We start from the raw sequence: 24,941 nt of genomic DNA, 5'->3' as shown, positions 1-24,941 counted from the left end.
AGCCTCAGGCCGCAGGTGCAAGCGCGTTGGGATCGGCCACCCGGGTCATCCGCGCCATCAGGCCCAGCGCGCCGGGAATGGCGGCGAGGCCGGTGAGCGCCAGCAGCCGGCCCAGACGGGTTTCGGCCAGCCGCAGGGCCGCCATCGCCAGCCGCACCGGCCGCCGGGTGCGCGCCAGCAGGGCCGCCTGATAATCATCGGCGCTGGCCCCGGCCGCCAGCATGCGCGCCGCCAGCCGCCCGGATTCGAGCGCGATGCCCATGCCGTCCCCGCAGAAACTGGGGATCACCGCCGCCTGATCGCCCAGCCGCCACAGCCCGTCGCCGGCCGGCCCGGCAAGGTGGCCATAGGGCACCCGGCTGATGGCCAGCGGCTTGTCCAGCAGCGGCTGCGCATCGGCCAGCGCCGCCAGGCCGGGTTCGCGCAGCAGCAGCGCCAGCAGCGCCGACCAGCTGCCCAGCCCGCGATAGAGCGGGCCATCGGCGAGCAGGCACAGGTTCAGCCGCCCGCCCTCCACCGGTTGCAGCCCGGCATAGCCGCCGTCGAAAAACACCACCCGCACCGTGCCGGCCAGCTGCCGGTGCAGGGCCGGGGCGGTGAAATATTGCTTGAAACCGATCTGGTCCGGCCCTGGCGGGCGGGGAAGCCCGCGCAGATCATGCTTGCCGGTGGCCAGCAAAATGGCGCTGGCCCGCAATTCGCCACCGGATGTGTGAACGCGGTCACCGCTGATCCGGTTTGCTGCCACGCCGCCGTGAAATGCGGTCACCAATGACGCGGATTTTGCCACCAATTCGGCATCCAGGACACGGCGGGACAGGCTGAGCGCCGGGAATGGCAGCGCGGCGGCGGCCTGGCGGCGGCCGGCCCACAGCTCCACCTTCGTGATCGGCACCGCCCCCAGCGCGCGGGGGTCCACCCCCAACCCGGCCAGCGCCGCAACCGCCTCCCCGCTCAGGAACTCGCCGCAAATCTTGTCGTGCGGTTCAGGATTTCGCTCGATCAAACAAGGCCTTAGCCCGGCGCGGGCGAGATCGATGCTTGCCGCGCAACCGGCGAGCCCGCCGCCGATGATCAGCGGGTGCATGCCGCCACCGTCCAGCGGAAGGGGATGTGCCAGCGCACATCGGCGCGAACATCTGCCGATTTCAACAACTTGGCCCAATCATGCCGCCCAAACGCCCGCCGCACCGACAGGGCACCATCATGGGCAACGATCGGATGCCAGCCAAAAATCCGCGCAAGTGCTTGAAATCCCAGCCATGCAACCCAGTGGCGATGCAGATCGTTGATCAGCCAGCCGCGCCCTGCCGTGGCCTGCATCCAGCCGATGAAGCCGGCCAGTTCGGCATCATCCATATGGTGCGCCACCAGCGAGGAGATGATGAAATCCGGTTCAAAATCAATCGTTTCGGCTTGACCCGTCACATATTCGATCCCGTCGGCCGGGTTTGTGGCCGCCCGCGCCGCCGGGGCAGACCGGGGGTTCAGGTCCACCCCCACCAACCGCACCCGCTTGCCAGCGCCCCGCGCCCAGGCGGCAATCGCCCGCAGCATGTCGCCATGGCCAAAGCCGACATCCAGAACCGAGAATTCATCCAGCGATTTCGTTCGATTTTTCAACCAGTTGATCGTAGGCGGCCGCGCCAGCGTGATGCTGTTCACCCGGGCCAGATCTGCAATCACTGCGGCATAAGTCGCGGCATCCAGCCGGCCATCGTCCATGATCTCCGGCAGGTCGGCCCGGCGGCTGAAATCCAGCGGCGCCGCCGGCCAGGTGGCAAGCAGATCCTGCATCAACCCACTGTTTGAAAACGGAAACTTTCCGCCGCCAGCCCGGGCCCAAAGGCCACGCCAAAGCCCGGTGCCCCGCGCGGCACCGCGCTGCCGATGCCGGCCATGATCCGCTGCAACACAAACATCAGGGTGGCGCTGCTCATGTTGCCGCAATCCTTCAGCACCTCTCGCGACCAGTTCAGCGCGCCCTGCCCCAATCCCAGCCCGGCCTCCACCGCATCCAATATGGCCCGGCCGCCGCCATGGACGGCAAAAACCCCATAATCATCAGGATGTTGACCACGCAGCAGGTCCGCGCCCGCCGGCCCGGCCAGCGCCTGTTGCAGGATCGGCGGCACCCGGCCTGACAGGTGCATGTCAAAACCCTGATCGCCGATGTTCCAGGTGATGGCATCGGCCGAATCGGCAATGGTCGCCGCCCGGAAATCGGTCAGCGCCAGGCCGGTGGCGTCGGCCGTGACCAAGGCGGCCGAACAGCCATCGCCAAACAGCAGCATGGCCAGCAGCGATTCCAGATCGCCGGTTTCCTGAAAATGCAGAGTGCACAGCTCCAGATTGACCACCAGCACCCGCGCCGCCGGATCGGATCGCACGAAATGATGCGCCAATCTCAGGGAGTTGACCGCTGCGTAACAACCCATAAAGCCGACATGGGTGCGCTCCACACCGGGGTTCAGCCCCAGCCGGCTGACCAGCAACTGGTCAATTCCTGGCGCCACCATGCCGGTGCAACTGGCCACCACCAGATGGGTGATGCCTTTCAAATCCTTGGCCGAAAGCGCCAGTCCGCCAATCGCCTGTTCGGCCAGCGCCGGCGCCGTGGCGGCAAAACGCGCCATCCGCCGTGCAGTCGAAGGAAAGGCACCGGGCCGGTAAAAGCCTTCCGCATCGGCGGTGAAGCCGTCCGGGTCTTTCACTGGCGTGAAGAAACTCCAGCGATGGTCGATGGCGGAACGGCCGACCAGCCGCTTGAAAATCAACTGGTCACGCCGATCCTTGATGAGCGTGCCGACGAAATCGACAAAAGCCTCGTGCACGTCGTTGGGTGGCAGCGCGGTGCCGATCCGGTTGATATGGGCGACGGCGGGGGCAAGCATGGCCTTGGTCCTTCAATGACTTGGCTTTATGCACGGTGCGCCTGTTCGGGCAGGCTTGCAACAGCTTCGCATGCGGCCGATGGATGCGCCATGAACCTGCCCGGCATCACCACCGTTCCCGGCCTCAGCGTTGGCCACGCCCATTGTGACCGTGCCCGCACCGGCGTCACCCTCATTGTTCCCGACGCACCCGCCGTGATGGCGGTAGAGGTCCGCGGCGGCGGCCCCGGCACCCGCGAGACCGATGCGCTGAACCCGATCAACCTGGTCGAACGGGCCCATGGCCTGGCGCTGGCTGGCGGTTCGGTGTTTGGCTTGGCCGCTGGGGACGAATTGACGTTGTTGTTGTCAGCCGAGGGGCGCGGGCTGCCGATGGGGGAAGGCTTGCCCCCGGTGCCGGTGGTGCCAGCCGCCATATTGTTCGATCTGTCGAACGGCGGGGACAAGGGATGGGACATGGAACCACCCTATCGGCGGCTGTCGCGGGAGGCCTTTGCCCAGCTTGGCACGGTCGGGAGTGATGGTCATGGCCCAATCGGTGCCGGCCACGGCGCCCGCTCCGGCAGCCGGCCGGGCGGTATTGGCAGCCTGGCACGCCGGCTGGACGACGGCTTGGTGGTGGGGGCCCTGATCGCCGCAAACAGCTTTGGCGAGGTCTATGCCGACGCGCCGCCCGATGGCGTGGTTGCGATGCCAAAACTCAATCGCCACAAAGGCTTCGGCCGGCAGAATACGGTGATTGGCGCTGTGGCAACCAACGCACCGATTAACCGTGCACAGGCGCTGCGCATCGCCATGGTCGCCCAATCCGGCCTGGCACGGGCGGTGCGGCCGGTGCACACCCAGTTCGATGGAGACTGCCTGTTCGCCATCGGCACGGCCGCGCCGGGGCTGCCACTGATCGATGATGTGCAACTGGCAATCGTGGCGACAGTGGCGGCCGACCTGGTTGCAGCGGCCACACGGCAGGCGGTCGGGCTTTATTGAGGATCGAGGCCAGCGATGCGGCGGGACAGGGCCGCCAGCCAATCGGCATAGGCGGCGCGGTCGCTGGCATCGGCCGTAGCGGCCGTCAGTTCATCCAGCCGGAAGGCCAGGCCAGCCAGCGGCTGCAGCGCCGCCGCCAGCCGGGTTTCGGCGGCCACGGCGCGTGCAGCCGTGGCCGTTTCCGTGCCCGCGGTGCCTGCGGCAGCGCGTGCGGTGACCGCATCCCGGCGCGCGGTGGCCGCATCCCGTTCGATGGCGTCCATTTTCGCTTCGATCTGCGCCAGCTCGGCCAGCACGGCGGCTGCCGGCGGTGCCGGCGGTTGCGGCGCCACCGCTTCCGGCGCGGCTGCCTGTTCCGCCGGCGCGCAATCCATGGCCACCGGGCAGCGTTGCTGGCCCGCCACGTTGCGCGGCACCATCGGCGAAATCTCGCCTGCGCGCGGGGCCAGCGTTGGCCAATCCCCGCCGCGCGCGCTGCAGGCGGCCAGCGGCAACAACAACAGGATCTGGATTTGGCGCGCCAACATGAGAATATCGCCTAAAGCGGCAAGGAAGAGGTTGCAATGCCCCGCACACGCCGCTATCAGGCCGGCCTCCAAGGCGCGCGCCCGTAGCTCAGCTGGATAGAGCATCAGACTACGAATCTGAGGGTCGGACGTTCGAATCGTTCCGGGCGCGCCAATTTCCTGACATTGCCAAAAAGATTGCGAGAGTGAAGCTTTCCTGGCTGTCACGCAGCGATGATGCGTTCGATTTCGCTGAGCGCGAGCGCCAGCCGCGGGGCGGCAAAGTCGAGGAAGGCGCGCTGCTTCAGGGGCTCGACGCGCTGGGGCTGGTGGACCAGACTGACCGGGATCGGATCGGCTCCCAGCTGGCGCAGGACGGGTTGCACCTGCCCGCGCGCCATCGCGCCAGCCGCCTGATAGGACAGCACGCGGGCGATCCCCAGGCCAGCCGCAGCCGCTTCGACCACGGCTTCGGCCGTGTTGACTGAAAAGCGTGGCCGGATTTCGACCGTGCGGGCCAGGGCGCCTGCGCCGATGGTCCAGCTGCGGTAGCTGCTGCGCCCGTCGAAGGCGATGCAGTCGTGATTGGCAAGCGCCTCCGGTGTGGCGGGTTCACCCGCGTGCGCCAAATAGGCGGGGCTGGCACACAGGATCCAGCGGATGTGGCCGGCGGTTCGCGCGATCAGGTCACTGTCAGGCAAGGGGCCGATCCGCACCGCGACATCGACATGGGACTCGGCCAGGTCGACCACGGTATCGGCCAGCACCAGCCGCACGCTGACCTGCGGATAGACGCGGAGAAAATCATGCACGATCGGCGCGATGTGCAGCCGGCCGAACAGGATTGGCGCTGCAATGATCAACGCGCCGCGCGGCTCACGATACTCGCCGGCCGCCGCCCGCTCGGCTTCGGCAAGTTCGTCGATGATGCGCCGGGCGCTGGCAACAAAGGCCTCGCCAGCGTCGGTGAGGACCAGCTTGCGGGCGGTGCGCACCAGCAGTTGGGCGCCGAGATGCGCTTCCAGATCGGAAACGCGGCGGCTGACGGTTGGCAGTGGCATGCCCAGCGCTCGCGAAGCGCCCGACAGGCTGCCCGCGTCAACAGCGGCGATCAGCGTGCGGATTGCTTCAAACCGGTCCATCAAACCTTCCGTTCAGTGGAAGCCTGCTTCCCGAAGCTAACATCTACTCCCGAAAAACGAAATGGCCGACATCACGTGTCACCGGACACCCCCCACCCCTGTGCCGGCCAAAGGAACCCGAACCATGTCCCGCATTGCCATCCCCGCCACCGTCGCCGACGCCCCGGAAGCATCCCGCCCGCTGCTTGATGCGGTTGCCCAGCAGCTCGGCTCCGTCCCCAACCTGTTCCGCGCGGTTGCCGTCAGCCCGCAGGCACTGGAAGGCCAGCTCGCGCTTGCCGGCGCCCTCGCCAAGGGCAAGCTGCCGCCGGCCACCCGCCAGCGCATCGCGCTCGCCGTCGCCGAGGTGAACGGCTGCGATTATTGCCTGTCGGCCCACAGCTATCTGGCGCACAACGTCAGCAAGCTCGATGATGCCGAGATCAGCGCCAACCGCAGCGGTGCCTCCAACGATCCCAAGGCCGATGCTGCCGTCCGCTTTGCCGCCAGCGTGGCGCGGCTGCGCGGCCGGGTGAGCGATGCCGATTTCGCCGCCGTGAAGGCGGCTGGCTACACCGACGCGCAGATCATCGAGATCGTCCAGCATGTCGCGCTCAATGTCTGGACCAATTTCTTCAACACGGTTTTCCAGACCGAGATTGATTTCCCGGTCGTCACCGCGCGTCGCGCGGCCCTGGCTGACGCCTGACCCCCCGGCTATCGGAGTGACCAGCATGAGCCCCAGCAGCGACATCGCCTTCACCCCCACGGTGAAGGCGATCCAGTCCAAACGCGGATCGCGCGCAGCCTATGCGCGGATGGAGGCCCAGGGCGGCTTTCGCACCGCGATCGATGCGCGGCTGGTGGCAATGCTGGCCGAGGCGAATTCGGCCTATCTCGGCACCGCGACGGCGGATGGCCAACCTTATATCCAGCATCGCGGCGGCCCGCGCGGGTTCATCCGCGTGCTGGGGGAGCGCCAGCTGGGGTTTGCCGATTATGCCGGCAACCGCCAATATGTCTCCACCGGCAACCTGGCTGACAATCCCAAGGCCTTCCTGTTCCTGATGGACTATGCGCGCAAGGCGCGGATCAAGATCTGGGGCACGGCGCGGTTCAGCGATGATCCGGCGCTGGTGGCGCAACTGATGCCCGACGCCTATGCCGCCCGCCCCGAAGCCGCCGTCCTGTTTGACATCGACGCCTGGGACATCAACTGCCCCCAGCATATTCCGCAGAAGTTCGACGCCGATCAGGTTGCCGCCGCACTTGGCGAACGGGATGCCGAGATTGAACGTCTGAAAGCCCGGATCGCATTGTTGCAAGGAACCACCGCATGAGCCGCCCCCCGTTGCCGCCCTTCACCGATGCAACTGCCGCCGAAAAGGCCCGGCTGGCCGAAGACGCCTGGAACAGCCGCGACCCGGCTCGCGTCGCGCTCTCCTACACGCCGGACAGCCAGTGGCGGAACCGCGCCGAGTTCATCACCGGCCGCGCCGCGATCGAGGCCTTCCTGGCACGCAAATGGGCGCGCGAGCTTGACTATCGGCTGATCAAGGAGGTCTGGGCGCACGCAGGCAACCGCATCGCGGTGCGCTTTGCCTATGAATATCGTGACGACAGCGGCACCTGGTTCCGCGCCCATGGCAACGAGAATTGGCAGTTCGACGCCGAGGGCCTGATGGAGCGCCGCATTGCCAGCATCAACGAGCATCCGATCACCGAAGCCGACCGCGTGTTCCGCTGGCCACTCGGCCGCCGCCCGGACGATCATCCGGGGTTGAGCGCGCTGGGGTTATGACGGGGCAGCTTCTGGCCTAAACCGCCGTGCCAACCAAACGGCCGATGCCGGCGGTGAGGGCCATGGCGAGGGCGCCCCAGAATACCACGCGTGCGACCGGGCGCAGCGGGCTGGCGCCGCCGGCGCGGGCACCCACCGCGCCGAGGAGGGCGAGAAACAGGATGGAGCCTGCCGCTTCCCCCGCCACCATCCAGGCCATCGGCAACACGGCGGCCAGCAGCAGCGGCAGCGCGGCGCCGGCGGTGAAGGTGGCGGCCGACGCGAAGGCGGCAAGCACCGGGCGGGCGGCGGTGGTATCGGTGATGTGCAGCTCATCACGGGCATGGGCGGCAAGGGCATCGTGCGCCATCATCTGGCGCGCCACTGTTGCCGCCGTCTCGGGATCAACCCCGCGGCCAACATAGATTCCGGCCAGTTCTTCCTGTTCGTGATCGGGGTCGGCGGCCAGTTCGGCGCGTTCCCGCGCCAGATCGGCGACCTCGGTATCGGCCTGGCTGCTGACCGAGACATATTCGCCGGCCGCCATCGACATTGCGCCCGCGACCAGCCCGGCCACGCCGGCAACCAGCAGCGCCTGCCGATCCGCGCCGGATGCGGCCACGCCCAGGATCAGGCTGGCGGTGGAGACGATGCCATCATTGGCCCCCAGCACGGCGGCGCGCAGCCAGCCGATGCGGGCCACCAGATGTGTTTCGACGTGCCCGCGCATCACCGCCCTCCCCCATTGCCGGGCCAAGTGTAGCCCGGATCGGCCGGCGGCACAGCAGGTTCAGCGCTGCATGAAGCGCTTCAGGCCCAGTGGCAGCAACACCAGCATGGCAAGCGTTGCCGAAATCACCCCGCCAACGATCACGCAGGCGAAGGGCTGTTGGGTTTCCGAACCAATGCCCGACGACAGCGCCGCCGGCAGCAGACCCAGGCCAGCCATCAGTGCGGTCATCATGATCGGGCGCAGCCGGTCCACCGCGCCTTCCAGCACGGCGGTATCGGCCTGATCGCCATCGGAAAAGCGCTGGGCGACATGTTCGAGCATGACAACGCCATTCTGCACGGTGATGCCGGCCACCGCGATGAAGCCCACCGCCGCCGAGATCGACATGTGCAGGCCCGCCAGCCACAGCGCCACCGAACCGCCGATCAGGGTGAAGGGAATCATCGCCATGATCAGCCCGGCCGATCGCACCGAACGGAAGGCGCCGAACAGCAGGGCAAACACCCCAAGCAGCGCCAGCGGCACGATCACTTCCAGCCGGCGGGTGGCGCGCTGCTGGTTTTCGAACTGGCCGCCCCACACCATGCGGTAACCCGCGGGCAGCTTGATGGCGCTGGCCACGCGCGCCTGGGCATCGGCGACAAAGCCGCCCTGGTCGCGCCCGTCGACATTCACCTTCACCGCCACGTTGCGGCCGCCGGCTTCGCGGCTGATGCGGCTGGCACCCATGCGCACATCGATGCGCGCCACATCGCCCAGGCTGACACTGCCGCCACCGGGGCGCGGGATCTGCAGGGCGGCAAGATCGGCAACGGCGCCGCGCGCATCGGGGGCAAAGCGGGTGATGACATCGAACACCCGGTCGCCTTCATAGACCTGGCCAACGATGGTGCCGCCAAAGGCCGCGGCGATCACCTTGTTGGCTTCATCGCTGTTGAGGCCAAGCCGGGCCAGCGCGGCGCGGTCGAGCACGGCGCGCACCTCCGCCTGGCCGCCGACCTTGATCGCCGCGACGTCGGCGGCACCGGGGACGGCGGCCACCACCTTGGCGGTGCGGTCGGCCAGCTGCTCCAGAATGGCGAGATCATCGCCGAAAATCTTGATCGAAATGTCACCCTTCACACCCGACAACGATTCCTGCACGCTGTCTTCGATGGCCTGGCTAAAATTGGTCGGCACGCCGGGCATGGTGCCGATGCGGGCGCGCATGTCATTCTCCAACGCCTCCTTGGTGGGGAAGCGGCTGCGCCATTCATCGCGCGGTTTCAGATCCACCAGCATCTGCAGGGATGATGGTCCCTTTGGATCGGTGCCGTCGTCGGGCCGGCCGGTCTCGCTCGAGATCTGGCGCACCTCGGGATAGGACAACATGATCTGGCGGATGCGGGCTTCCACCCGGCGGGTGGTCGTCATCGATGCGGACGGCGTGAGCTGCACGGTCAGCCAGATATTGCCTTCATCCAGCTTGGGCAGGAATTCGGTGCCCAATTGCGGCACCAGCAGGGCCGCGCCGACCAGCAGCGCCACCGCGCCGCCCACCACCTGGCGTTGGCGCGCCGCCGCCCAGCCGAGCAACCGGCGATAACGGTCACGCAGCGCGTCCATCCAGGCCAGATGCTTCTCGGCAAAATCATAGCGTTCGATCAGCACCGACAGGATGGCCGGCAGATAGGTGAGGGTGAGCAGCAGCGCTGCCAGCAGCGCCAGCGACAGGGTGAGCGCCACGGGCGAGAACATCTTGCCCTCCACCCGCTGGAAGGTGAAGATCGGCACGAAGGCCATGATGATGATGGCCTTGGAGAACAGGATCGGCTTGGACAGATCGCCAACCGTGGCGCGCAGTGTTGCCTGCTTCTGCACAGAGGTGAGGCGGCCGCCATGGCTGGCGGTTTCCACCGCCAGCGCGACCATCAAGGCCTCCACCAGCACCACCGCGCTGTCGATGATGATGCCGAAATCCACCGCGCCCATCGAGATGAGATTGGCCGGCACGCCGAGCTGGAACAGGCCGGCAAAGGCCGCCAGCAGCGCCAGCGGGATCAACAGCGCGACGGCCGCTGCCGCCCGCCAGTTGCGCAGGAAGATCAGCAGGATGGCGGACACAAGCGCGGCGCCGGTGGCGAGATTTTCGGCCACCGTGTCCACCGTGCGGTCGATCAGGCGGGTGCGCTGATAGGTCGGACGGATCTGCACCGGCGGCCGGCCTTCGCGCTTGGCATCGAGGGCAAAGCGGGCGTTCAGCTGGTCCACCGTGTCGCGCACGCCCTTCACCACCGCGGCGGCATTCTGGTGGCGGACCATCAGCACCACGCCTTCCACGACATCGGGTTCGCGATCGAGCGCGACCATGCCAGCGCGCGGGGAGGCATCGCCAATGGCGACATCGGCCACATCACCCACCCGCACGGTGCGGCCATTGTCGGCCTTCACCAGCGTGTTGGCGATATCATCGACCGTCTGATACAGGCCAAGGCCGCGCACCACCATGGCCTCATCACCGCGGTCCATGGTGCCGCCGCCAACATTGCTGTTGGCGCTGCCCACCGCGCTTTCCAGATCCGCCAGGCTGGTGCCATAGCGTTTCAGCGCATCGGGCCGGACATTCACCTGATACTGCTTCAGCGCGCCGCCAAGGGTGGTGACATCGGCGACACCGGGCACCATGCGCAGCGCCGGGCGCACGACGAAATCCTGGATGGCGCGGGCATCGCGCAGCGCCATGCCCGGCGGCTTTTCCAGCACATAGCGATAGACTTCACCCACCGCCGAGGACAGCGGCGCCAGCGACGGCACCACGCCATCGGGCAGCTCGGCATCGCGCAGCTTTTCCAGCGTGTGGGCGCGGGCGAAATAATCATCCACCCCATCGTCAAAGATCAGCGTGACCACCGACAGGCCGGTGATCGAGACCGAACGCATGGTGGTGACGCCGGGCGTGCCGGCCAGGGCGCGCTCGATCGGCAGCGACACGGCACGCTCAACCTCTTCAGGGGCCTGGCCGGGCTGCTGGGTGATCACCACCACCTGCGTGTCCTGCACATCGGGGAAGGCTTCGATCGGCAGGTTGAAGGCGGCGCGCACGCCAATGACCATCAGCGCCGCCGTCATGATGAAGATGAACAGGCGGCTGGTGGTGGAAAAGCGGGCAAGGCGTTCAAGCATCATCGCGGCCTGTCACTGATCGCCAAGCTGGGCATTGAGCAGCAGCGCGCCTTCGCCCACCACGCGGTCACCGGGCTTCAAGCCCGTCGTCACCCAGCTGTAATCCTCACCGCGCACCCCCACCGTCACGGCGACGCGGCGGAAGCGGCCGGGCCCTTCCTGGCGGAAGACATGATTGGCCAGCCCGCGTTCGAACAGGGCGGCGTTGGGCAATTTCACCGCCACGCGGCCATCATCGGCGACCAGCCGGGCGCGGGCGAACATTTCGGGCTTCAACGCCAGATCATGATTGTCCACCTTGGCGCGCACCTGCACGCGGCGGGTGGCGGGGTCCACTGCCAGGCCGATCTTGTCGACGGTGGCGACAAAGCTGCGGTCATCATAGGCGTCGACCGCAAAGCTGACCTTCTGGCCCATGTGCAGCCGGCCGATGGCGCTTTCCGGCACGTCGATCAGCAGCCACAGCCGGGTGGGATCGGTGATGGTGAACAACGGCCCCTGCCCGGCGGTGAGCTGCTGGCCGGGTTCGACCTGGCGGTCGAGCACGATGCCGCCGACCGGCGCAGTGAGTGACAGGGCGGTGCCGCCGCCAGATCCGCCAAGCGAGGCGAGGCGCTGGCGGGCGCGGTCAAGCTCCGCACCGGCCAGCCGGCTTTCGGCATTGGCGGATTCCAGATCGCGCTGCGCCAGGGCGCCGCCGGCAAACAGATCACGCGCCCGCGCCGCCGCCCGCGCCTTCAAGCCGGCGGCGGTTTCGGCTTCGGCGAGATCGGCGCTGGCCTGTGCGAGATCGGGTGCGTCCACACGCACCAGTGGCTGGCCGGCGCGCACCCGGTCGCCCATGTCGGCCAGCAGGGCCGTCACCCGCGCCGCCACCGGTGCGCCGACACGGCCGGTCACCGCTTCGTCCACGGCCAGCCGGGCGTTGAGATCGGCCGACACCGGCAGTGCATCGGCGGTGGTTGTCACGACTTGCAGGGCGTCAAGATCGGCGGAACCAGCTGGAAAGCTGATCACGCCGGGTTCGGCCGCCAACTTGGGCGGTGGCGGTGGGGCGGGATCAGAACAGGCCGGCAGCAGGGCCGCGAGGCTGGCGGCCAGCAACAGGCCGGTGAGATGGTTGCGCGCAGTCATTTGTCGTCCCCTGCCGCTTCGGCCGCCAGCAATCGGGCGCCGGCAGCGGCTTCTTCCAAGTGAGCGTCCACCAGCCCCAGTTCGGCCGCCGCCAGCGCCCGCCGGGCATCGAGCAGATCGGTGAGTGGCAAAGCGCCCCGGCTCCAGGCAAATTCGGCCGTGCTGGCAGCGGTGCGAGCGGCGGGCACCAGATCGGTTTCCAGCCGGCGGCGGCGCTCGCTGGCGCTAGCGAGCGCGCTGCGTGCTGCAGCAATATCGGCTGTCGCGCTGCGCAGGGCCTTTTCGGCGCTGGCTTCGGCATCGCCCAGGCCAGCACCGGCGGCGGCCACCTGCCCTGAATAGCGAGTGCCAACCGGCAACGGCACCGAAAGGCCAAAGCCCACCGATCCGCCGATGCCGACCGGTTGGGCCTGATATTCATATTGCACCCCCACGCTGATATCGGGGGTGCGCAAGGCACGGGCGCCGGCCAGATCATGGCGGGCCTGTTCCACCCGGGCCGCAGCCGCCCGCACATCGGGGCGGCGGGCGGCGATATCATCGGGCGGTTCCGGCGCCGGCACCGGCGGTGCCGGCCAGGGATCGGCGGCAACCAGTTGCTGGGCATCGCCATCGCGGCCGATCAGGATGGCCAGCTGCGTCTGCGCCTCGCGCACGGCGGCGCGGGCAGCCAGTGCATCGGCATCGGCGCGCACCGCCTCCACCTGCTGGCGGGCGGCTTCACCTTGCGACAGATCGCCAGCGGCCAGCCGGCGTTGCGCAATGGCGGCACTGCGGGCCCAATCGGCCGCGATGGCCGCCGTGGTCTGGGCGCGGTCCTGCGCGGCGCGCAGCGATGAATAAGCAGTGTCCACTGCGGCTATCACCTGGCGGCGGGCGTCGGCCAGATCATTTTCGGCCGCCAGGCTGGCGGCGGCGGCCGAGGCCATGCGCTCCCGCCGCTTGCCGCCCAATTCGATCGGCTGATCGATGCGCACCACTTCGTCGATGGTGTTGCCCGGCCCCTGCACCCCAAAGCCGCGCGGCCGCACCTGGGTGCCGCCAAAGCTGAGCACCGGATTGGGCCTGGCGGCGGCAATGGTCTGCCCGGCCGCAGCGATGGCGCGGGCCTGGCGGGCGTGGATGATATCGATATTGCCGGATGCTGCCGCGTCGCAGGCCTGACCCAGCGTGATGGGCAGCGCCTGCTCAGCGGTGGCAAGTGCGGCCGGTCCGGCCGGGGGAATGGCCGGGCCGGCCGCATGCGGGGCCATGGCAGCGACGGGGCTCGTGCCGGCCATGACCAGAAGAAGGCAGGAAACGCGGATCAGCTTGTCCGGAGTGATCATTCGCGCAACCTGGTACCCTTCTTCTGTCACCGCCCGGGGCTGGTGGGCGGGTGACAGGCCCTTCTTGGCCTCCGCCGCCTTGCCGCCGCATGATGACCATATGAATCATAGTTCATGATGGGGCGCCGGGGTGGTGACAGGTGCCGGCCATTGCGTGCTATGTTGCGGCCATGCTGCCCGCCCTGCCCTGTTTCGGTGTCTTCCCCGGGATCGGCCAATGAGCCGGAAAATCCTGCTGGTGGAAGATGATGCCACCACCGCGGCCTTCATCGCGCGCGGGTTGGACGAAGCCGGTTTTGGCGTGGAACGCGCCGGCAACGGCCGTGATGGGCTGTTCATGGCCAGCGACCCGGCGGTGGACGCGATCATCCTCGATCGCATGCTGCCGGGGATGGACGGGCTGGCCGTGCTGGCAGCCCTGCGGGCGGCCGGGATCGGCAAACCAGTGCTGCTGCTCTCGGCGCTGGGCACACCCGATGATCGGTTGACAGGGCTGGAAGCCGGTGCCGATGATTATCTGGCCAAACCCTTCCTGTTTGGCGAACTGCTGGCGCGGTTGAAGCTGCTGCTGCGCCGGGGCAACCCCACCGGTGGGCCGGTGACACTGCTGCAGCTGGCCGATCTGGAGATGGACCTGTTGTCCCGCCGGGTGCGGCGGGGATCGCGGGTGATCCCCTTGCAGCCGCGCGAATTCCGCTTGCTGGAATATCTGCTGCGCCATCCCGATCAGGTGGTGACCCGCACCATGCTGCTGGAAGGCGTGTGGGATTATCATTTCGATCCCGGTACCAACGTGATCGACGTGCATGTCTCCAAATTGCGGCGCAAGCTGGAGGAAGCGGGCGAAGCGCCACTGCTCCACACGGTGCGCGGTGCCGGTTACCGCCTGGGCACGGCCTGAGGCGTGGCCGGCGCGCTGGCCCGGCTGAACCGGCTGTTGGCAGCCAGCAGCACGCGGCTGGTGCTGACCAGCTTTGCCGTGCAGCTGTTGCTGGTCAGCCTCGCCATGGCTTCGGTCTATATCGCGGCCCAGCGCGAGATTGCCGCGCGTGACGAGGCACTGGTGCTTGACCTGCGCGACGATCTGGTGGCCGCCTGGCGTGCCGGTGGCCGCGAGGAGGTTGCCACCCTGATCACCGCCCGGCTGGCGATGCAGGGATCAAGCCATGCCCTGTTGCTGGCCGATGATGACGGCGCGGCGCTGGCTGGCAATCTGCCGGGCCGGCCGGCCGGCATGAGCATTGGTGGCGGCTGGCAGCGGCTGACGCTGGCCGGGCCACGGCTGGCGGCGGGGCCCTATCTGGTGCTGGCCACGCGGCTGGATCGCGGCCATGTGCTGATCGTTGGTCAGGCGGCGGCGCGCGGCGATGCGCTGCTCACGGCGATCTGGCGGGCGCTGGCCGCCAGCCTGGCGCTCACCATGCCGGCCGCGCTGGTGCTGGCGCTGCTGCTCGGCCGGTTGAGCGCGGCGCGGGTTTCGGGCATCGCCGGGGTGGCCCAGGCGGTGGCACAGGGCGATCTGGCGCGCCGCGCCCCGCGCGATGGCAGCGAAGACCCCTATGACCGGTTGGCCGGCGCTATCAATGCCATGCTGGACCGGATCGAGAGCCTGGTGAACGAGCTGCGCACTGTCACCGATGGCCTGGCGCACGATCTGCGCTCCCCGCTCACCCGGCTGCGCGGGCGGGTGGAACAGGCCCAGGCCCATGGCGCCGATCCCGATACGCTGGATGCCATGGCTGGCGATCTTGACCGGTTGCTGACGATGCTGACCACCGCGCTGCAGATCAGCCGCGCTGAAGCCGGCATCGGCCGCGATCATTTCACCATCACCGACATCGCCGATCTGCTGGAAGATGCGGCAGACGTTTATGGCCCGCTGGCCGAAGAGCAGGGAATCAATCTGGTGGCGGCCGCACCGGCTGGGTTGAAGCAGCGGCTGCACCGGCCGCTGATCCAGCAGGCGCTGGGCAATGCCATCGAAAATGCCCTGCGCCATGCCAGCGGTGCCACGACTATCAGCCTGTCTGCCCGGGGCGCGGCGGATGGCGTTGATCTGGTGGTGGCCGATGACGGCCCCGGCATTCCGCCCGAACAACATGCGCTGGCGTTGAGCCGTTTTGGCCGGCTGGATCCGGCCCGGGGGGAGGCCGGGCCCGATGGCAGTGGCGGCGGCGGTGGCGGCGGCGGCATGGGGCTGGGCCTGGCGCTGGTGGGCGCGGTGGCGCATCTCCATGGCGGCCAGGTCAGCCTGGCCAGCAATCACCCGGGGCTGCGCCTGATCATCCACCTGCCGGCAGAGGCCTGAGCGGCCATCACGCCACCGTGCCGGTCCGCGCCGGTGGCGGCCGGTCGCCTTTCGCCCAATCTTCGTGCACGGCGCGATAGGATTGGAACAGCCGGCCGAAATGATCCGCCATGGTCGGTGGCGCCGGGCCGGGGGCACGCGCCGCCAGGCGCCAGGCCGGAAGATTCTCCGCCGCCAGCAACAGCGCGCGGCGCAGATCAGCCCCGCTGTTGGCACGGTAGCTGGTGCCGGCGCCAGGGCGCAGCTGATCCAGCGCACCGCCATCATCGGGCACGATCAGCGGCAGGCCGGACGCCGCCGCTTCAGCACAGGCAAGGCCAAAGGTTTCAGCGGCGCAGCCATGGACCAGGAGATCGGCGCTGGCCAGCAACCGGGCATAATCGGGCCGCCGTGTGACCGGCGGCAGGATGCGGATGTGCGGGTTGCCGTCGATCGCACGTTCCACCGCGGCCCGGCCCGGCCCATCGCCGAGCAGCACCAATCCCAGCGGAACTATCTGGCCAGCAGCCGTGGCGGCATCCACCACCAACGGCCATTGTTTTTCCGGGCTGTGCCGGCCAACACCCAGAGCCAGCACCGCCGACGCCGGCAGCCCGCACCCGGCCAGCAGTGCAGCGCGCAGTTGCTCATTGCGGGCGTCGGGCGAAAAGACGCCGGCTTCGATGCCCAGCGGATGCAACGCGACATGGCGCAGGCCCTGGCCCGTCAACCGCGCCGCCACCTGGCCCGATGCGGCGACCACCAGCTGGTAGCGATTGTCGAGCCGCTGCATGTAGCGCCAGAAGCCGGCAAAGCCGCGGTCGATGATCGGCCGCGGCAGCACGCGATCCAGGTAGCGATAGACCCAGGCCGACATGGGTTCGGCGTGCATCATCAGCGCGCGCGGTGCCGGGCCGGGCCAGTTGCCCACCGCCACCGCACTGCCCCAGGGGGAGGAACATTCGACGAAATCGGGCACCAGCCGGTCGAGCATGGCGTGGATCACGCCTTCATCGGCGAAATAGCTGTAGTTGCGGTCGAGCGGGAAGCGCGGGCTTTTGACCGTGACCAACCGCGCACTGCCCACCCGTTCCTCGCCATTGGCCGGCCCAGGCGCGACCACGGTCATACGGATGCCGAACTGTTCAGCCATCGCCAGCTTGGCCCGGGTATAGGTGCGGATGCCGCCGCCATTGGGGCTGTAAAGCGCCGAAATATCAACGATGTGGAAGGTCTGGCCGGAAGCCGGCGATGACATGGCATTGGGTGACGACAGAGTGGCGAGCATGAACATTCCGCCGTGACTGATGAGCACCAGCCATGGCAGAGCTGTTCTGAGGGCAATCTGGTCAGTTCATGATTTATTGTTCATCCGTGCGGCCTAGTGGCCACCACCCATCGGCCCGCTGATGTTCACTTTGGGGATCAGCCACACCAGCGCCGCCGCCACGAAGAACAACAGCGCCGTGCTGGCATAGATGTGCAGATTGGCCAGTGTTGCGGCCTGCACTTCCAGGATGCGGTCCAGCGCGGCGCGGGCCTGGTCGTGGCTGAGGCCGCCCGCCTGCATCCGGGCCATGGTCGCCTCCACGCCGTTCATGCCTTCGGCCAGTGCGGCGCGCACCGCCCGCGATTCGCCGTCCCAACGGCTGGTTGCGATGGCTGCGCCAATGGCCCCGCACAGCGTGCGGCAGAAGTTCTGGATGCCGGCGGCCGACACGCTTTCCTCTGGCTTGACGCTGGCCATAGCGAGGCTGGTCAAGCCAATGAAGAAGAACGGCATGCCGATGCCGGTGAGCAGGTGGGGCAGCACCAGTTGCGCCCAACTGCTGTCGGTGGACCAGGTGGTGCGCAGCGCGGTCACCAGACCAAGCCAGAGCACGCCGAACGTGACCGAAATGCGCGGATCAATCTTGCTGAGTGACAGGCCGGCCACCGGGGCGATCAGCACCGAAAACACCCCGATCCAGGCCACCGTGAAGCCGGCTTGGGTGGCCGAATAGCCGAACACCGATTGCAGCCACAGCGGCGTGAGCACCACCACGGCAAAGAAACTGCCAAAGCCGATGCTGATCACCGCCGTTGCGGCCGCAAAGCCGCGGTGGCGGAAGATTTTCAGGTCAACAATCGGATGCTCCTCGGTCAATTCCCAGATGATGAAGGCTAGGATCCCCACCGCTGCCACGATGGCGAGGATGACGATGTCGGTGGACCCGAACCAGTCCTTCTCGCGGCCTGTATCCAGCATGATCTGAAAGGCGCCAACACCAATGACCAGAAGTATAAATCCGATAATATCAATGGGCTGGCGTGACAGTGGCGTTTCAAACACCCGCAGCCGCCGCTGGCTGATCAACAGGCAGATGGCCACCACCGGCAGGTTGATGAAGAAGATCCAGTGCCACGACAGATTGTCGGAAATCAGCCCGCCCAGGATGGGGCCGAAGATCGGCGCCGCCGTGGTGGTGGCCGCCCAAAGGCCGATGGCCGCCCCCTGTTTTTCCTTGGGAAAGATGGACTGCAGCAGCGCCTGGCTCAGCGGCATGATCGGACCGCCGGCAAAACCCTGCAGGATGCGGAATAGCACCAGCGCCTCAAGGCTTTGCGACAGACCGCACAGCAAGGAAAACAGCCCGAAGCCGAGCAGCGCCACGCCATACCAGCGCACCACGCCAAACCGGGCGGCAAACCAGCCCGACAGCGGCACCGAAATCGCCTCTGCCACCGAATAGCTGGTCACCGCCCAGGTGCCCTGCGACGGCGCCACTGCCAGGCTGCCAGCGATCGACGGGATCGACACGTTGGCGATGGTGATGTCCAACACCACGGTGAAATTCGCCAGCGCCAACACCATCGCCGTGGTCCACAGGCGGGCGCCGGTCAGGGGCGCAGGCGCGGTCATTCGCGGGTGTCCACCACCGCCGTCATCGACAGGCCGATGCGCAGCGGGTGCGCCTTCAGCTCGGCGGGATCCAGCGTGATGCGCACCGGCAGGCGCTGCACCACCTTCACCCAGTTGCCCGTGGCATTCTGGGCCGGGATCAGGGCAAAGGCCGCCCCCGTGCCGCCCGCCATGCCGGTCACCCGGCCGTGATAGACGACATCGCCGCCATAAAGATCAGAGGTCAATTCAACGGGTTGGCCGGTCCTGATGGCTTTCAGTTGGCTTTCCTTGAAATTGGCATCCACGAACAGGCCGGCGGTGGGCACCAATGTCATCAGCGGGGCGCCGCCGGCAACGCGCTGGCCAACCTGCACGTTGCGGTTGGTGACGATGCCGGCAATCGGCGCGCGGATCACGGTGCGGGCCAGATCGAGCCGGGCGCGATCCAGCATGGCCTGGGCGGCCCGCACGTCGGGCGCGGTGGAGATGGTGACATTCCTGACCAAAGCCGTGGCCGCCGCAGCATCGCCGGTGGCCGCACGGGCGCCATCGGTGGCCGCGTTGACGGCATTGGTGGCCGCACTCTGCGCGGCGGTGGCCGCCGCCAGCGCGGCACGGGCCGCCGCCAGTTCCTCCGCCGAAACCGCACCGCTGCCGGCCAGTTGCTGGCGCCGGTCAAACTCGCCGCGGGCGCGGGCCAGCATGGCATCGGCTTCGGCCAGGCGGGCGCGGGCCGCGGCCACATCAGCCTGCCGCCCGGCGGCGCGGGCGCCGGCCGCATCGGCAGTGGCCGCGGCCTGGGTGAAGCGCTGCTGCGCCTGGGCCAGCGCGGCTTCGGCCTGGGCCACGGCAATCCGGGCATCGGCATCATCCAGCACCACCAGCACATCGCCGGCGTTCACGGCCTGGGTGCCGCCCACCAGCACCCTGGCCACCGTGCCGGGCAATTGCGGCGTCACCTGCGCGGTGTCGCCGCCCACATAGGCATTGTCCGTCTCCACCCGGCCGCGTTCAAAGGCGGCCCACCACAGGCCAGAGCCCAGGCCGGCGATCACCACCACGCCGGCCAGAATGCGCAAGGCGCGGGCGCGTTTCGGGTTGGCGGCAGGCGCCATCGTTTCGGTTTCGGCCATCAGCCACGCTCCTGTTCACGAAAGCCGCCGCCCAGCGCGCGCACCAGCGCGACATCGGCGGCAAGGCGGAATGCGGTCACATCGGCCAGCGCCCGGCGGGCGCCAACCACGGCATCATCGGCAATCAGCACGGCAAGCTGGCTCGACAGGCCGGCCTGATAGCGCAGCGCCGCCACCCGGCGCGCGGCCTCAGCCTCCTGCAACGCGGCCTGTGCCGCCGCCTGCTGATCGCCCAGCGCCACCACCGCGCTGGCGGCATCGGCCACTTCATTGAAGGCGCGCAGGAGCGTCGCATCATGCGCGGCCAGCACAGCCAGCCGGTTGGCGCGGCTGCCGCGCAGTTCGGCGGCACGGCGGCCGCCATCCAGGATCGGCAGGTTCAGCGCCGGGCCGAACTGGGCATAGAAGCTGTTGCCGTTCAATATCTTGTCAAAGCCCAACGATTGTTGGCCGATGGTGGCGTTCAGGCTGAGATTGGGCAGAAACGCCCGCCGCGCCACCCGTTCCCGCTCCCCGGCCACCAGCACGCGCAGCCGGGCGGCGGCCAGATCCGGCCGGCGGGCGATCAGGTTGATCCGCGCCCCCTCCGGCAGGCCGGGCGGCAGCGGCGCCAGCTTCGGCGCGGCAATGCTCAGCCCGCGATCCGGCCCGGCGCCCAGCAACAGGCCGAGCCGGTGGCGGGCGACCAGCACCTGCTGGCCGGCCGCACTGGCATCGGCGCGGGCCAGCGCCAGCCGGCTGGCGGCCTGGGCGCGGGCGCCATCATTGTCCAGCCCGGCGGCAACCCGGCCGGCGGTGAGATCCAGCGTCTGCTGGCGGATGGCCAGCGCATCGGCCGCCACCGCCTGCCGATCGAGCGCGGCGGCGAGATCGGCATAGGCCTGGGCGACACTGGCCGACAGCATCAGCCGGGCCTGGTCCCGCTCCACCGCCAGCGCATCGGCCTCCCGCCGGGCGGCGCGCAGCGCGGCACGCCCCTGCCCCCACAGATCAAGGTTCCAGCCAGCCTGCAGATTGACCTGGCCGAATTCGCGCACGCCGGGCGGCACGAACTGCGGCGGAATGCCGAGATTCTTGGACAATTGCTGCCCGCCCAGCGTGCCGGTGGCATTCAGCGTCGGCAGCAGCCCGGCCCGGCTTTGCCGCGCGGCGGCATCGGCCGCGGCCAGCCGCGCATTGGCCAGCGCGAGGTCGGGATTGGCGGCCAGCGCCTCTTCAATCAGGCCAGCCAGCTGCGGATCGCCCCAGCCCGCCCACCAGTCCGCCGCTGGCCAGGCGCGGCCGGGCGTTTCCGCCAGGCTCTGTTCGGCGGCCACGCTGGCGGTGGTGCGCACGCCGGGCGCCGGGCCAAGCCGAGGCGGCACGGCGCAGGCGGCGACCGTCAGCAGCAGGGGAAGAAGCAGGAAAGGCTTGCGATGCACGGGCGACTCGGGCGATACTGGTCAGTACAGGAGGGTTTTGAGCCGTGCTCAGCGCGCCGTCAAGTGAAATGATACCGACCAGTACAGAAGATTGCGGCGCCGCCGCGCCGCCGGCCGCTGATCCGCGCCGCCAGGCCTATATCGCCGCCGCGCAGCGGCTGTTCTTCGCCCATGGCTATGGCGCCACCTCGATGAACGCCATCGCGGCGGCCGTGGGCGGCAGCAAGACGACGCTGTGGAGCCTCTTCCCCTCCAAACTCGCGCTGTTCGAAGCGGTGGTGGACATGGTGGTGCAGCAATATGGCACCGCCCTCACCGTCGATCTCGACAGCGCGCCCGATATCGAATCCGCCCTGATCCGTATGGGCGACGCCATCATGGACACCATCATGTCTGACCCGATCACCGGCATCCACCGCCTGGTGATGGGCGAAGCCGCCCGCGTGCCCGAACTGGGCCGCGCCATGTTCGAACGCGGCCCCGGCCCCGGCATGGCCCGCTTCGCCGCCTGGCTCGCCCGCCAGATGGCCGCCGGCACCCTGAAACAGGGCGACCCCACCCTCGCCGCCCAGCAATTCAGCGGCCTCTGCCGCGCCGGCGTGGTGGACCGCCACCTGATGGGCATGACCAGCGCCGGCGACAAGGCAGAAGGCCGCCGCGAAGTGCGGGCGGCGGCGACGACGTTTCTGGCGGCGTGGGGGGTGGGTTGAGGGAGAAGGAAGGAGGCCTCCGGCGGGCAGGGGCGAGGCCCCGGCACCCGGTTGGTTTCGGGCGGGCTAGGTGGTGGGATTTCGGCCGATAGTGGACTGTCGGCTATTCGCCAGCAGCCAATGCAAAACGAACGCGCAATGCGCGTATCATTGATCCGGACGACTTGCCAACTCCAAGCTGAAGCTGCAGACGGATTGGCCACCATGGAGCGATATAGTCGGCGGTCCAGTCCTAGAAGTCGCTGTGGCTATTTCATATCCTTCAGCTTGCGCGAATACGCAGATATGACATCGCTGACGCTCAGCTTATGCAACTTAATCAGCCCGTCGAGATAGGTGACCGAAAGATCCGAGAAATTCTGCCCTTCGAGCGACTTAAAGAACGCTCTACAGGCTCTGACCAACCGGTTGAGATCTTGCTCGCCCACGCCTTCGACCGAATGTGTGAACGCTGCGGCACTTTCGATCCGTTTGCTAGGATGAATGATCAACCGCTTGGCCTGCATGCCCTTATAATGCTTGTCGAACCAAGCAGCCGAACGATTCATCTGCTCCGCTTCGCGCTTGTTTATTTCGGTCCGCGTGACGTCAACCTCACTCTTGCACTCGATCAGCAGATAGCTGGTATCGTCGAGCGCCCAGAGATTGTCAGGGCCTTCCTTCCACTCCTTGTCAGGCCGCTCGCCCGCGAAGCCCAACGCAAAGCTGAGTTCGTCGAGAGCTTGCTCGAAATCGTCTGCCTTGACGCCAAAGCGCAACCGACCGAGGATATCGGAAAGCGTCACGTCCATTTCCGCGTAATTTTCAAACTTTCTTAGCCAGTTAGCCATTCGTTCGGCGCGACCCTGGCTCACCACCGTAAGCTTGGTGACCGTGACGCCAGTCGGTGGCTTCAGCAGCAATCGGTTCTTCTTGTGCGCGGCGACCTGTAGAGTTTGCGCCTCAGGCCGGTTGCTTACCCACTCATAGCGCGCACGCTCCTGCAGGTACCAGCCGCGATCGCTATCGCTGACTTTGCCGCTGTCGAGCAATTCTTGCAGAATGCGCGAAGCGCGAACATAGTCGCCAGCAATATAGGCCTCTTCAGCCGCCAGTTCACTAGAATAGAGGTTAAGCACGTCCTCATTAGGGCCTCTTGGCACTATGCCATCCATTTGCTCTGCGTAGAATGCCTTCCAGTCCGGGTCGCGCCTTAAAGACTGGTTGACAAGCGCAATGAACGACTTCGTTGGCTCTTCTCCATCCGTAACTTCTTGGCGCGCCATTTCCGCTACCACGAGGCCGATCTGGATTTGCTTGTCGACCTGTGGTGAAAGAAATCGGCGAGTGGATTTTTCGCGTATCAGCCTAACGAGATCTGGACCCGTCATCACGATGACTGAATAGTCCTTCTCACCGCGGACACTTCGACCTAAGCCCTGTTCGACCGTGCGTACGGTCCGCATGAGAGTTGCCTCGCTTCGCGGCCTGACCGCTTCGGCGTGCAAGTCGATAAGGTTTTCTGAATAGGGGCGGGAATCAAAAACTAGGACTCGGCAAGTCTCGTCGGGAAGGTCAACGCCATCATAGCGATTGACGAGAACAACGGTATTGGAGAAATGTCCTCGCCGTAAGTTATCGACCACTGTATCAATTGTATGCTTGTCAGCAACGGTCGCACCCTTGTCTTTCCAAGGTTGACTCATGACGCCACTAGGGACCAGTGCAACGACGCCGAATTTTCGGTCCTGGATTGATTTGCCAAAACCATCAATCATGCGGTCGCGATCCAGATCTTCGTGAATGAGCGAAGGTATCACGACCATCTTCTCGCCCGACCATGTCTCTTTTTCATAAGTGAGTGGATTGGTGATTGTGTTGGGTGTAAGCCGCAGTCCCTTAACCAGAAATGCATCGTCCGTAACCGTAGCGGACATGAAGATGCGATGCGCCGCGTTCGAATACGAACCGAAGGCCTCGAGCGGCGGAAGATAAGGCTCAATCTCGACAGCAACACCCGAAAATACGCACTGGCAGTGTGGCAGGATGTCCTTTAACAAAGGCCACGCAAATTTGATCGATTTGCGATCGCTGTGCATTGACAGAATTTTAGCAACCTCGGTCTCTTGTCCGACCCATGCCCAATAGGGGACAGGGAGAAGTGCTTCGCGCTTGTTATTCTCAATATCGGCGTAAGTGCCGGCGCCCTGCTGTTCGAGATCCATGCTGAAAAGCGACTTAAGCGCCGAATATGCGGGCTCCTCGCTCGGAATTCGAATGCGGCAAGCCTCTCGGATGCGATCCGCGCAGGCATGTGCATCATCCATCAGAACAGTGTCTACCTCGATCGATCCGCCCTTCAGCCCGAACTTAGTCTTACCGTTGAAGAGCTTCTGCACCGAAGTGACGAGAATGCATTCCGAATTAAGAAATTCTTCTGGCAGTTCATCATTAGTAGTGCATGTATTGATACCAAATTGACGGGCCTGCTCGCAGGTCTGTGCGATCAGGAAATTGTCAGGGCACAGATAGACAGCAGGGCCTTTTCTTTCATTTAAGCGCGCTTGGAGCATAAGTAGCCCCACGAGGGTCTTGCCTTGCCCCGTGTGCAACTTGACTATGACGTCGCGAGTTTCTGCAGATCGGGTGTTCCACTGCTTCAAAACCGCCGCCTGCGAGGGCCGCAGAGGTCCTTTGTCGTGGGCACGATCCAGTGTCTCGTATAATTCGATCGGATCAATAGGCTTTACCACCTTTTTGCCGCCAAGGCGGTCCTTGAAGTTGACCATGCGTAAATACCCTCAAAGGGGCACCAATGTGCCATTGGGGACAAAAACATATTGCTTTGGTGACAGACGTCAATACTCGATTATCCTCTTCAA

The 24,941-nt window shown here is 66.8% G+C and carries 21 protein-coding genes and 1 tRNA gene; 8 read left to right on the top strand and 14 right to left on the bottom strand.

Annotated features, from left to right (window positions below):
* Positions 1 to 4 precede the first annotated feature (4 nt).
* Genes AC6BOR_RS12065 through AC6BOR_RS12055 form a run of 3 tightly spaced genes read right to left on the bottom strand, consistent with a single transcriptional unit; the run spans position 5 to position 2,894 of the window.
* The gene (locus AC6BOR_RS12065) at positions 5 to 1,087 is read right to left on the bottom strand and encodes an NAD(P)/FAD-dependent oxidoreductase (protein ID WP_498058648.1); all 1,083 of its coding nucleotides are present in this window, start codon (positions 1,085 to 1,087) and stop codon (positions 5 to 7) included.
* The gene (locus tag AC6BOR_RS12060) at positions 1,075 to 1,797 is read right to left on the bottom strand and encodes a methyltransferase domain-containing protein (RefSeq protein ID WP_498058647.1); all 723 of its coding nucleotides are present in this window, start codon (positions 1,795 to 1,797) and stop codon (positions 1,075 to 1,077) included. Before AC6BOR_RS12060 ends, AC6BOR_RS12065 begins: the two co-directional genes overlap by 13 nt.
* Positions 1,797 to 2,894, bottom strand: a complete 1,098-nt coding sequence (locus AC6BOR_RS12055) for a type III polyketide synthase (RefSeq protein ID WP_498058646.1) — start codon at positions 2,892 to 2,894, stop codon at positions 1,797 to 1,799. Before AC6BOR_RS12055 ends, AC6BOR_RS12060 begins: the two co-directional genes overlap by 1 nt.
* A gap of 90 nt (positions 2,895 to 2,984) precedes the next feature.
* Here AC6BOR_RS12055 and AC6BOR_RS12050 point away from each other — a divergent pair, with 90 nt between their 5' ends.
* A complete protein-coding gene (locus AC6BOR_RS12050; RefSeq protein WP_498058645.1) occupies positions 2,985 to 3,881 on the top strand; it encodes a P1 family peptidase in 897 nt (298 codons plus the stop codon).
* Here the strand turns inward: AC6BOR_RS12050 and AC6BOR_RS12045 are convergent.
* Positions 3,875 to 4,408 carry a hypothetical protein gene (locus AC6BOR_RS12045; RefSeq protein WP_498058644.1) on the bottom strand — a complete coding sequence of 178 codons (534 nt, stop codon included), beginning with the start codon at positions 4,406 to 4,408 and terminating at the stop codon, positions 3,875 to 3,877. The two genes, AC6BOR_RS12050 and AC6BOR_RS12045, sit on opposite strands and share 7 nt — an antisense overlap.
* Positions 4,409 to 4,485: 77 nt before the next feature.
* Between AC6BOR_RS12045 and AC6BOR_RS12040 the strand changes: the two genes are divergently transcribed.
* Positions 4,486 to 4,562: transfer RNA gene (locus tag AC6BOR_RS12040), tRNA-Arg, on the top strand.
* A gap of 49 nt (positions 4,563 to 4,611) precedes the next feature.
* On the opposite strand, the gene AC6BOR_RS12035 is transcribed toward AC6BOR_RS12040, so the two are convergent.
* Positions 4,612 to 5,529, bottom strand: a complete 918-nt coding sequence (locus AC6BOR_RS12035) for a LysR family transcriptional regulator (RefSeq protein ID WP_498058643.1) — start codon at positions 5,527 to 5,529, stop codon at positions 4,612 to 4,614.
* A 124-nt stretch (positions 5,530 to 5,653) separates the two neighbouring features.
* Here AC6BOR_RS12035 and AC6BOR_RS12030 point away from each other — a divergent pair, with 124 nt between their 5' ends.
* Genes AC6BOR_RS12030 through AC6BOR_RS12020 form a run of 3 tightly spaced genes read left to right on the top strand, consistent with a single transcriptional unit; the run spans position 5,654 to position 7,309 of the window.
* On the top strand, positions 5,654 to 6,217 hold the full coding sequence (locus tag AC6BOR_RS12030) for a carboxymuconolactone decarboxylase family protein (RefSeq protein ID WP_498058642.1): 564 nt from the start codon (positions 5,654 to 5,656) through the stop codon (positions 6,215 to 6,217).
* Between the two features lie 25 nt (positions 6,218 to 6,242).
* Positions 6,243 to 6,848, top strand: coding sequence for a pyridoxamine 5'-phosphate oxidase family protein (locus tag AC6BOR_RS12025; protein ID WP_498058641.1), 606 nt, complete (start codon positions 6,243 to 6,245; stop codon positions 6,846 to 6,848).
* On the top strand, positions 6,845 to 7,309 hold the full coding sequence (locus AC6BOR_RS12020) for a nuclear transport factor 2 family protein (RefSeq protein ID WP_498058640.1): 465 nt from the start codon (positions 6,845 to 6,847) through the stop codon (positions 7,307 to 7,309). Before AC6BOR_RS12025 ends, AC6BOR_RS12020 begins: the two co-directional genes overlap by 4 nt.
* A gap of 16 nt (positions 7,310 to 7,325) precedes the next feature.
* On the opposite strand, the gene AC6BOR_RS12015 is transcribed toward AC6BOR_RS12020, so the two are convergent.
* From AC6BOR_RS12015 to AC6BOR_RS12000, 4 genes are read right to left on the bottom strand one after another with little or no spacing between them, the layout of a single operon-like run.
* Positions 7,326 to 8,018 (bottom strand): VIT1/CCC1 transporter family protein, encoded by a 693-nt coding sequence (locus AC6BOR_RS12015; protein WP_498058639.1) that lies wholly within the window; start codon positions 8,016 to 8,018, stop codon positions 7,326 to 7,328.
* Between the two features lie 60 nt (positions 8,019 to 8,078).
* Complete coding sequence (locus AC6BOR_RS12010; protein ID WP_498058638.1) at positions 8,079 to 11,186, bottom strand: efflux RND transporter permease subunit; 3,108 nt, start codon at positions 11,184 to 11,186, stop codon at positions 8,079 to 8,081.
* Positions 11,187 to 11,195: 9 nt separating this feature from the next.
* Positions 11,196 to 12,317, bottom strand: coding sequence for an efflux RND transporter periplasmic adaptor subunit (locus tag AC6BOR_RS12005; RefSeq protein ID WP_498058637.1), 1,122 nt, complete (start codon positions 12,315 to 12,317; stop codon positions 11,196 to 11,198).
* A complete protein-coding gene (locus tag AC6BOR_RS12000) occupies positions 12,314 to 13,645 on the bottom strand; it encodes a TolC family protein (RefSeq protein WP_498058636.1) in 1,332 nt (443 codons plus the stop codon). Before AC6BOR_RS12000 ends, AC6BOR_RS12005 begins: the two co-directional genes overlap by 4 nt.
* Before the next feature lie 217 nt (positions 13,646 to 13,862).
* Here AC6BOR_RS12000 and AC6BOR_RS11995 point away from each other — a divergent pair, with 217 nt between their 5' ends.
* Complete coding sequence (locus AC6BOR_RS11995; protein ID WP_498058635.1) at positions 13,863 to 14,546, top strand: winged helix-turn-helix domain-containing protein; 684 nt, start codon at positions 13,863 to 13,865, stop codon at positions 14,544 to 14,546.
* Positions 14,547 to 14,549: 3 nt separating this feature from the next.
* Positions 14,550 to 15,953 carry a sensor histidine kinase gene (locus AC6BOR_RS11990; protein ID WP_498058634.1) on the top strand — a complete coding sequence of 468 codons (1,404 nt, stop codon included), beginning with the start codon at positions 14,550 to 14,552 and terminating at the stop codon, positions 15,951 to 15,953.
* 7 nt (positions 15,954 to 15,960) lie between these two features.
* Here AC6BOR_RS11990 and AC6BOR_RS11985 read toward each other — a convergent pair whose 3' ends face one another.
* From AC6BOR_RS11985 to AC6BOR_RS11970, 4 genes are all read right to left on the bottom strand, one after another.
* Positions 15,961 to 17,220, bottom strand: a complete 1,260-nt coding sequence (locus AC6BOR_RS11985; RefSeq protein ID WP_498058633.1) for a glycosyltransferase — start codon at positions 17,218 to 17,220, stop codon at positions 15,961 to 15,963.
* A 93-nt stretch (positions 17,221 to 17,313) separates the two neighbouring features.
* Entirely contained in the window at positions 17,314 to 18,834 is a 1,521-nt protein-coding gene (locus AC6BOR_RS11980) for a DHA2 family efflux MFS transporter permease subunit (RefSeq protein WP_498058632.1), read from the bottom strand.
* Positions 18,831 to 19,949, bottom strand: coding sequence for an HlyD family secretion protein (locus AC6BOR_RS11975; protein ID WP_498058631.1), 1,119 nt, complete (start codon positions 19,947 to 19,949; stop codon positions 18,831 to 18,833). The genes AC6BOR_RS11980 and AC6BOR_RS11975 overlap by 4 nt, the downstream gene beginning before the upstream one ends.
* Entirely contained in the window at positions 19,949 to 21,370 is a 1,422-nt protein-coding gene (locus AC6BOR_RS11970; protein WP_498058630.1) for an efflux transporter outer membrane subunit, read from the bottom strand. Before AC6BOR_RS11970 ends, AC6BOR_RS11975 begins: the two co-directional genes overlap by 1 nt.
* Before the next feature lie 68 nt (positions 21,371 to 21,438).
* Between AC6BOR_RS11970 and AC6BOR_RS11965 the strand changes: the two genes are divergently transcribed.
* Positions 21,439 to 22,080 carry a TetR/AcrR family transcriptional regulator gene (locus AC6BOR_RS11965; protein ID WP_498058629.1) on the top strand — a complete coding sequence of 214 codons (642 nt, stop codon included), beginning with the start codon at positions 21,439 to 21,441 and terminating at the stop codon, positions 22,078 to 22,080.
* A 248-nt stretch (positions 22,081 to 22,328) separates the two neighbouring features.
* On the opposite strand, the gene AC6BOR_RS11960 is transcribed toward AC6BOR_RS11965, so the two are convergent.
* Positions 22,329 to 24,848: a DEAD/DEAH box helicase gene (locus tag AC6BOR_RS11960; protein WP_498058628.1), complete on the bottom strand. Its 2,520-nt coding sequence runs from the start codon at positions 24,846 to 24,848 to the stop codon at positions 22,329 to 22,331.
* Between the last annotated feature and the right edge of the window lie 93 nt (positions 24,849 to 24,941).

It is taken from the genome of Sandarakinorhabdus sp. FBCC-B8862, assembly GCF_059745315.1.
Note: the sequence above shows the minus strand (reverse complement) of the source record. Positions and strands in the feature narration are given on the sequence as shown.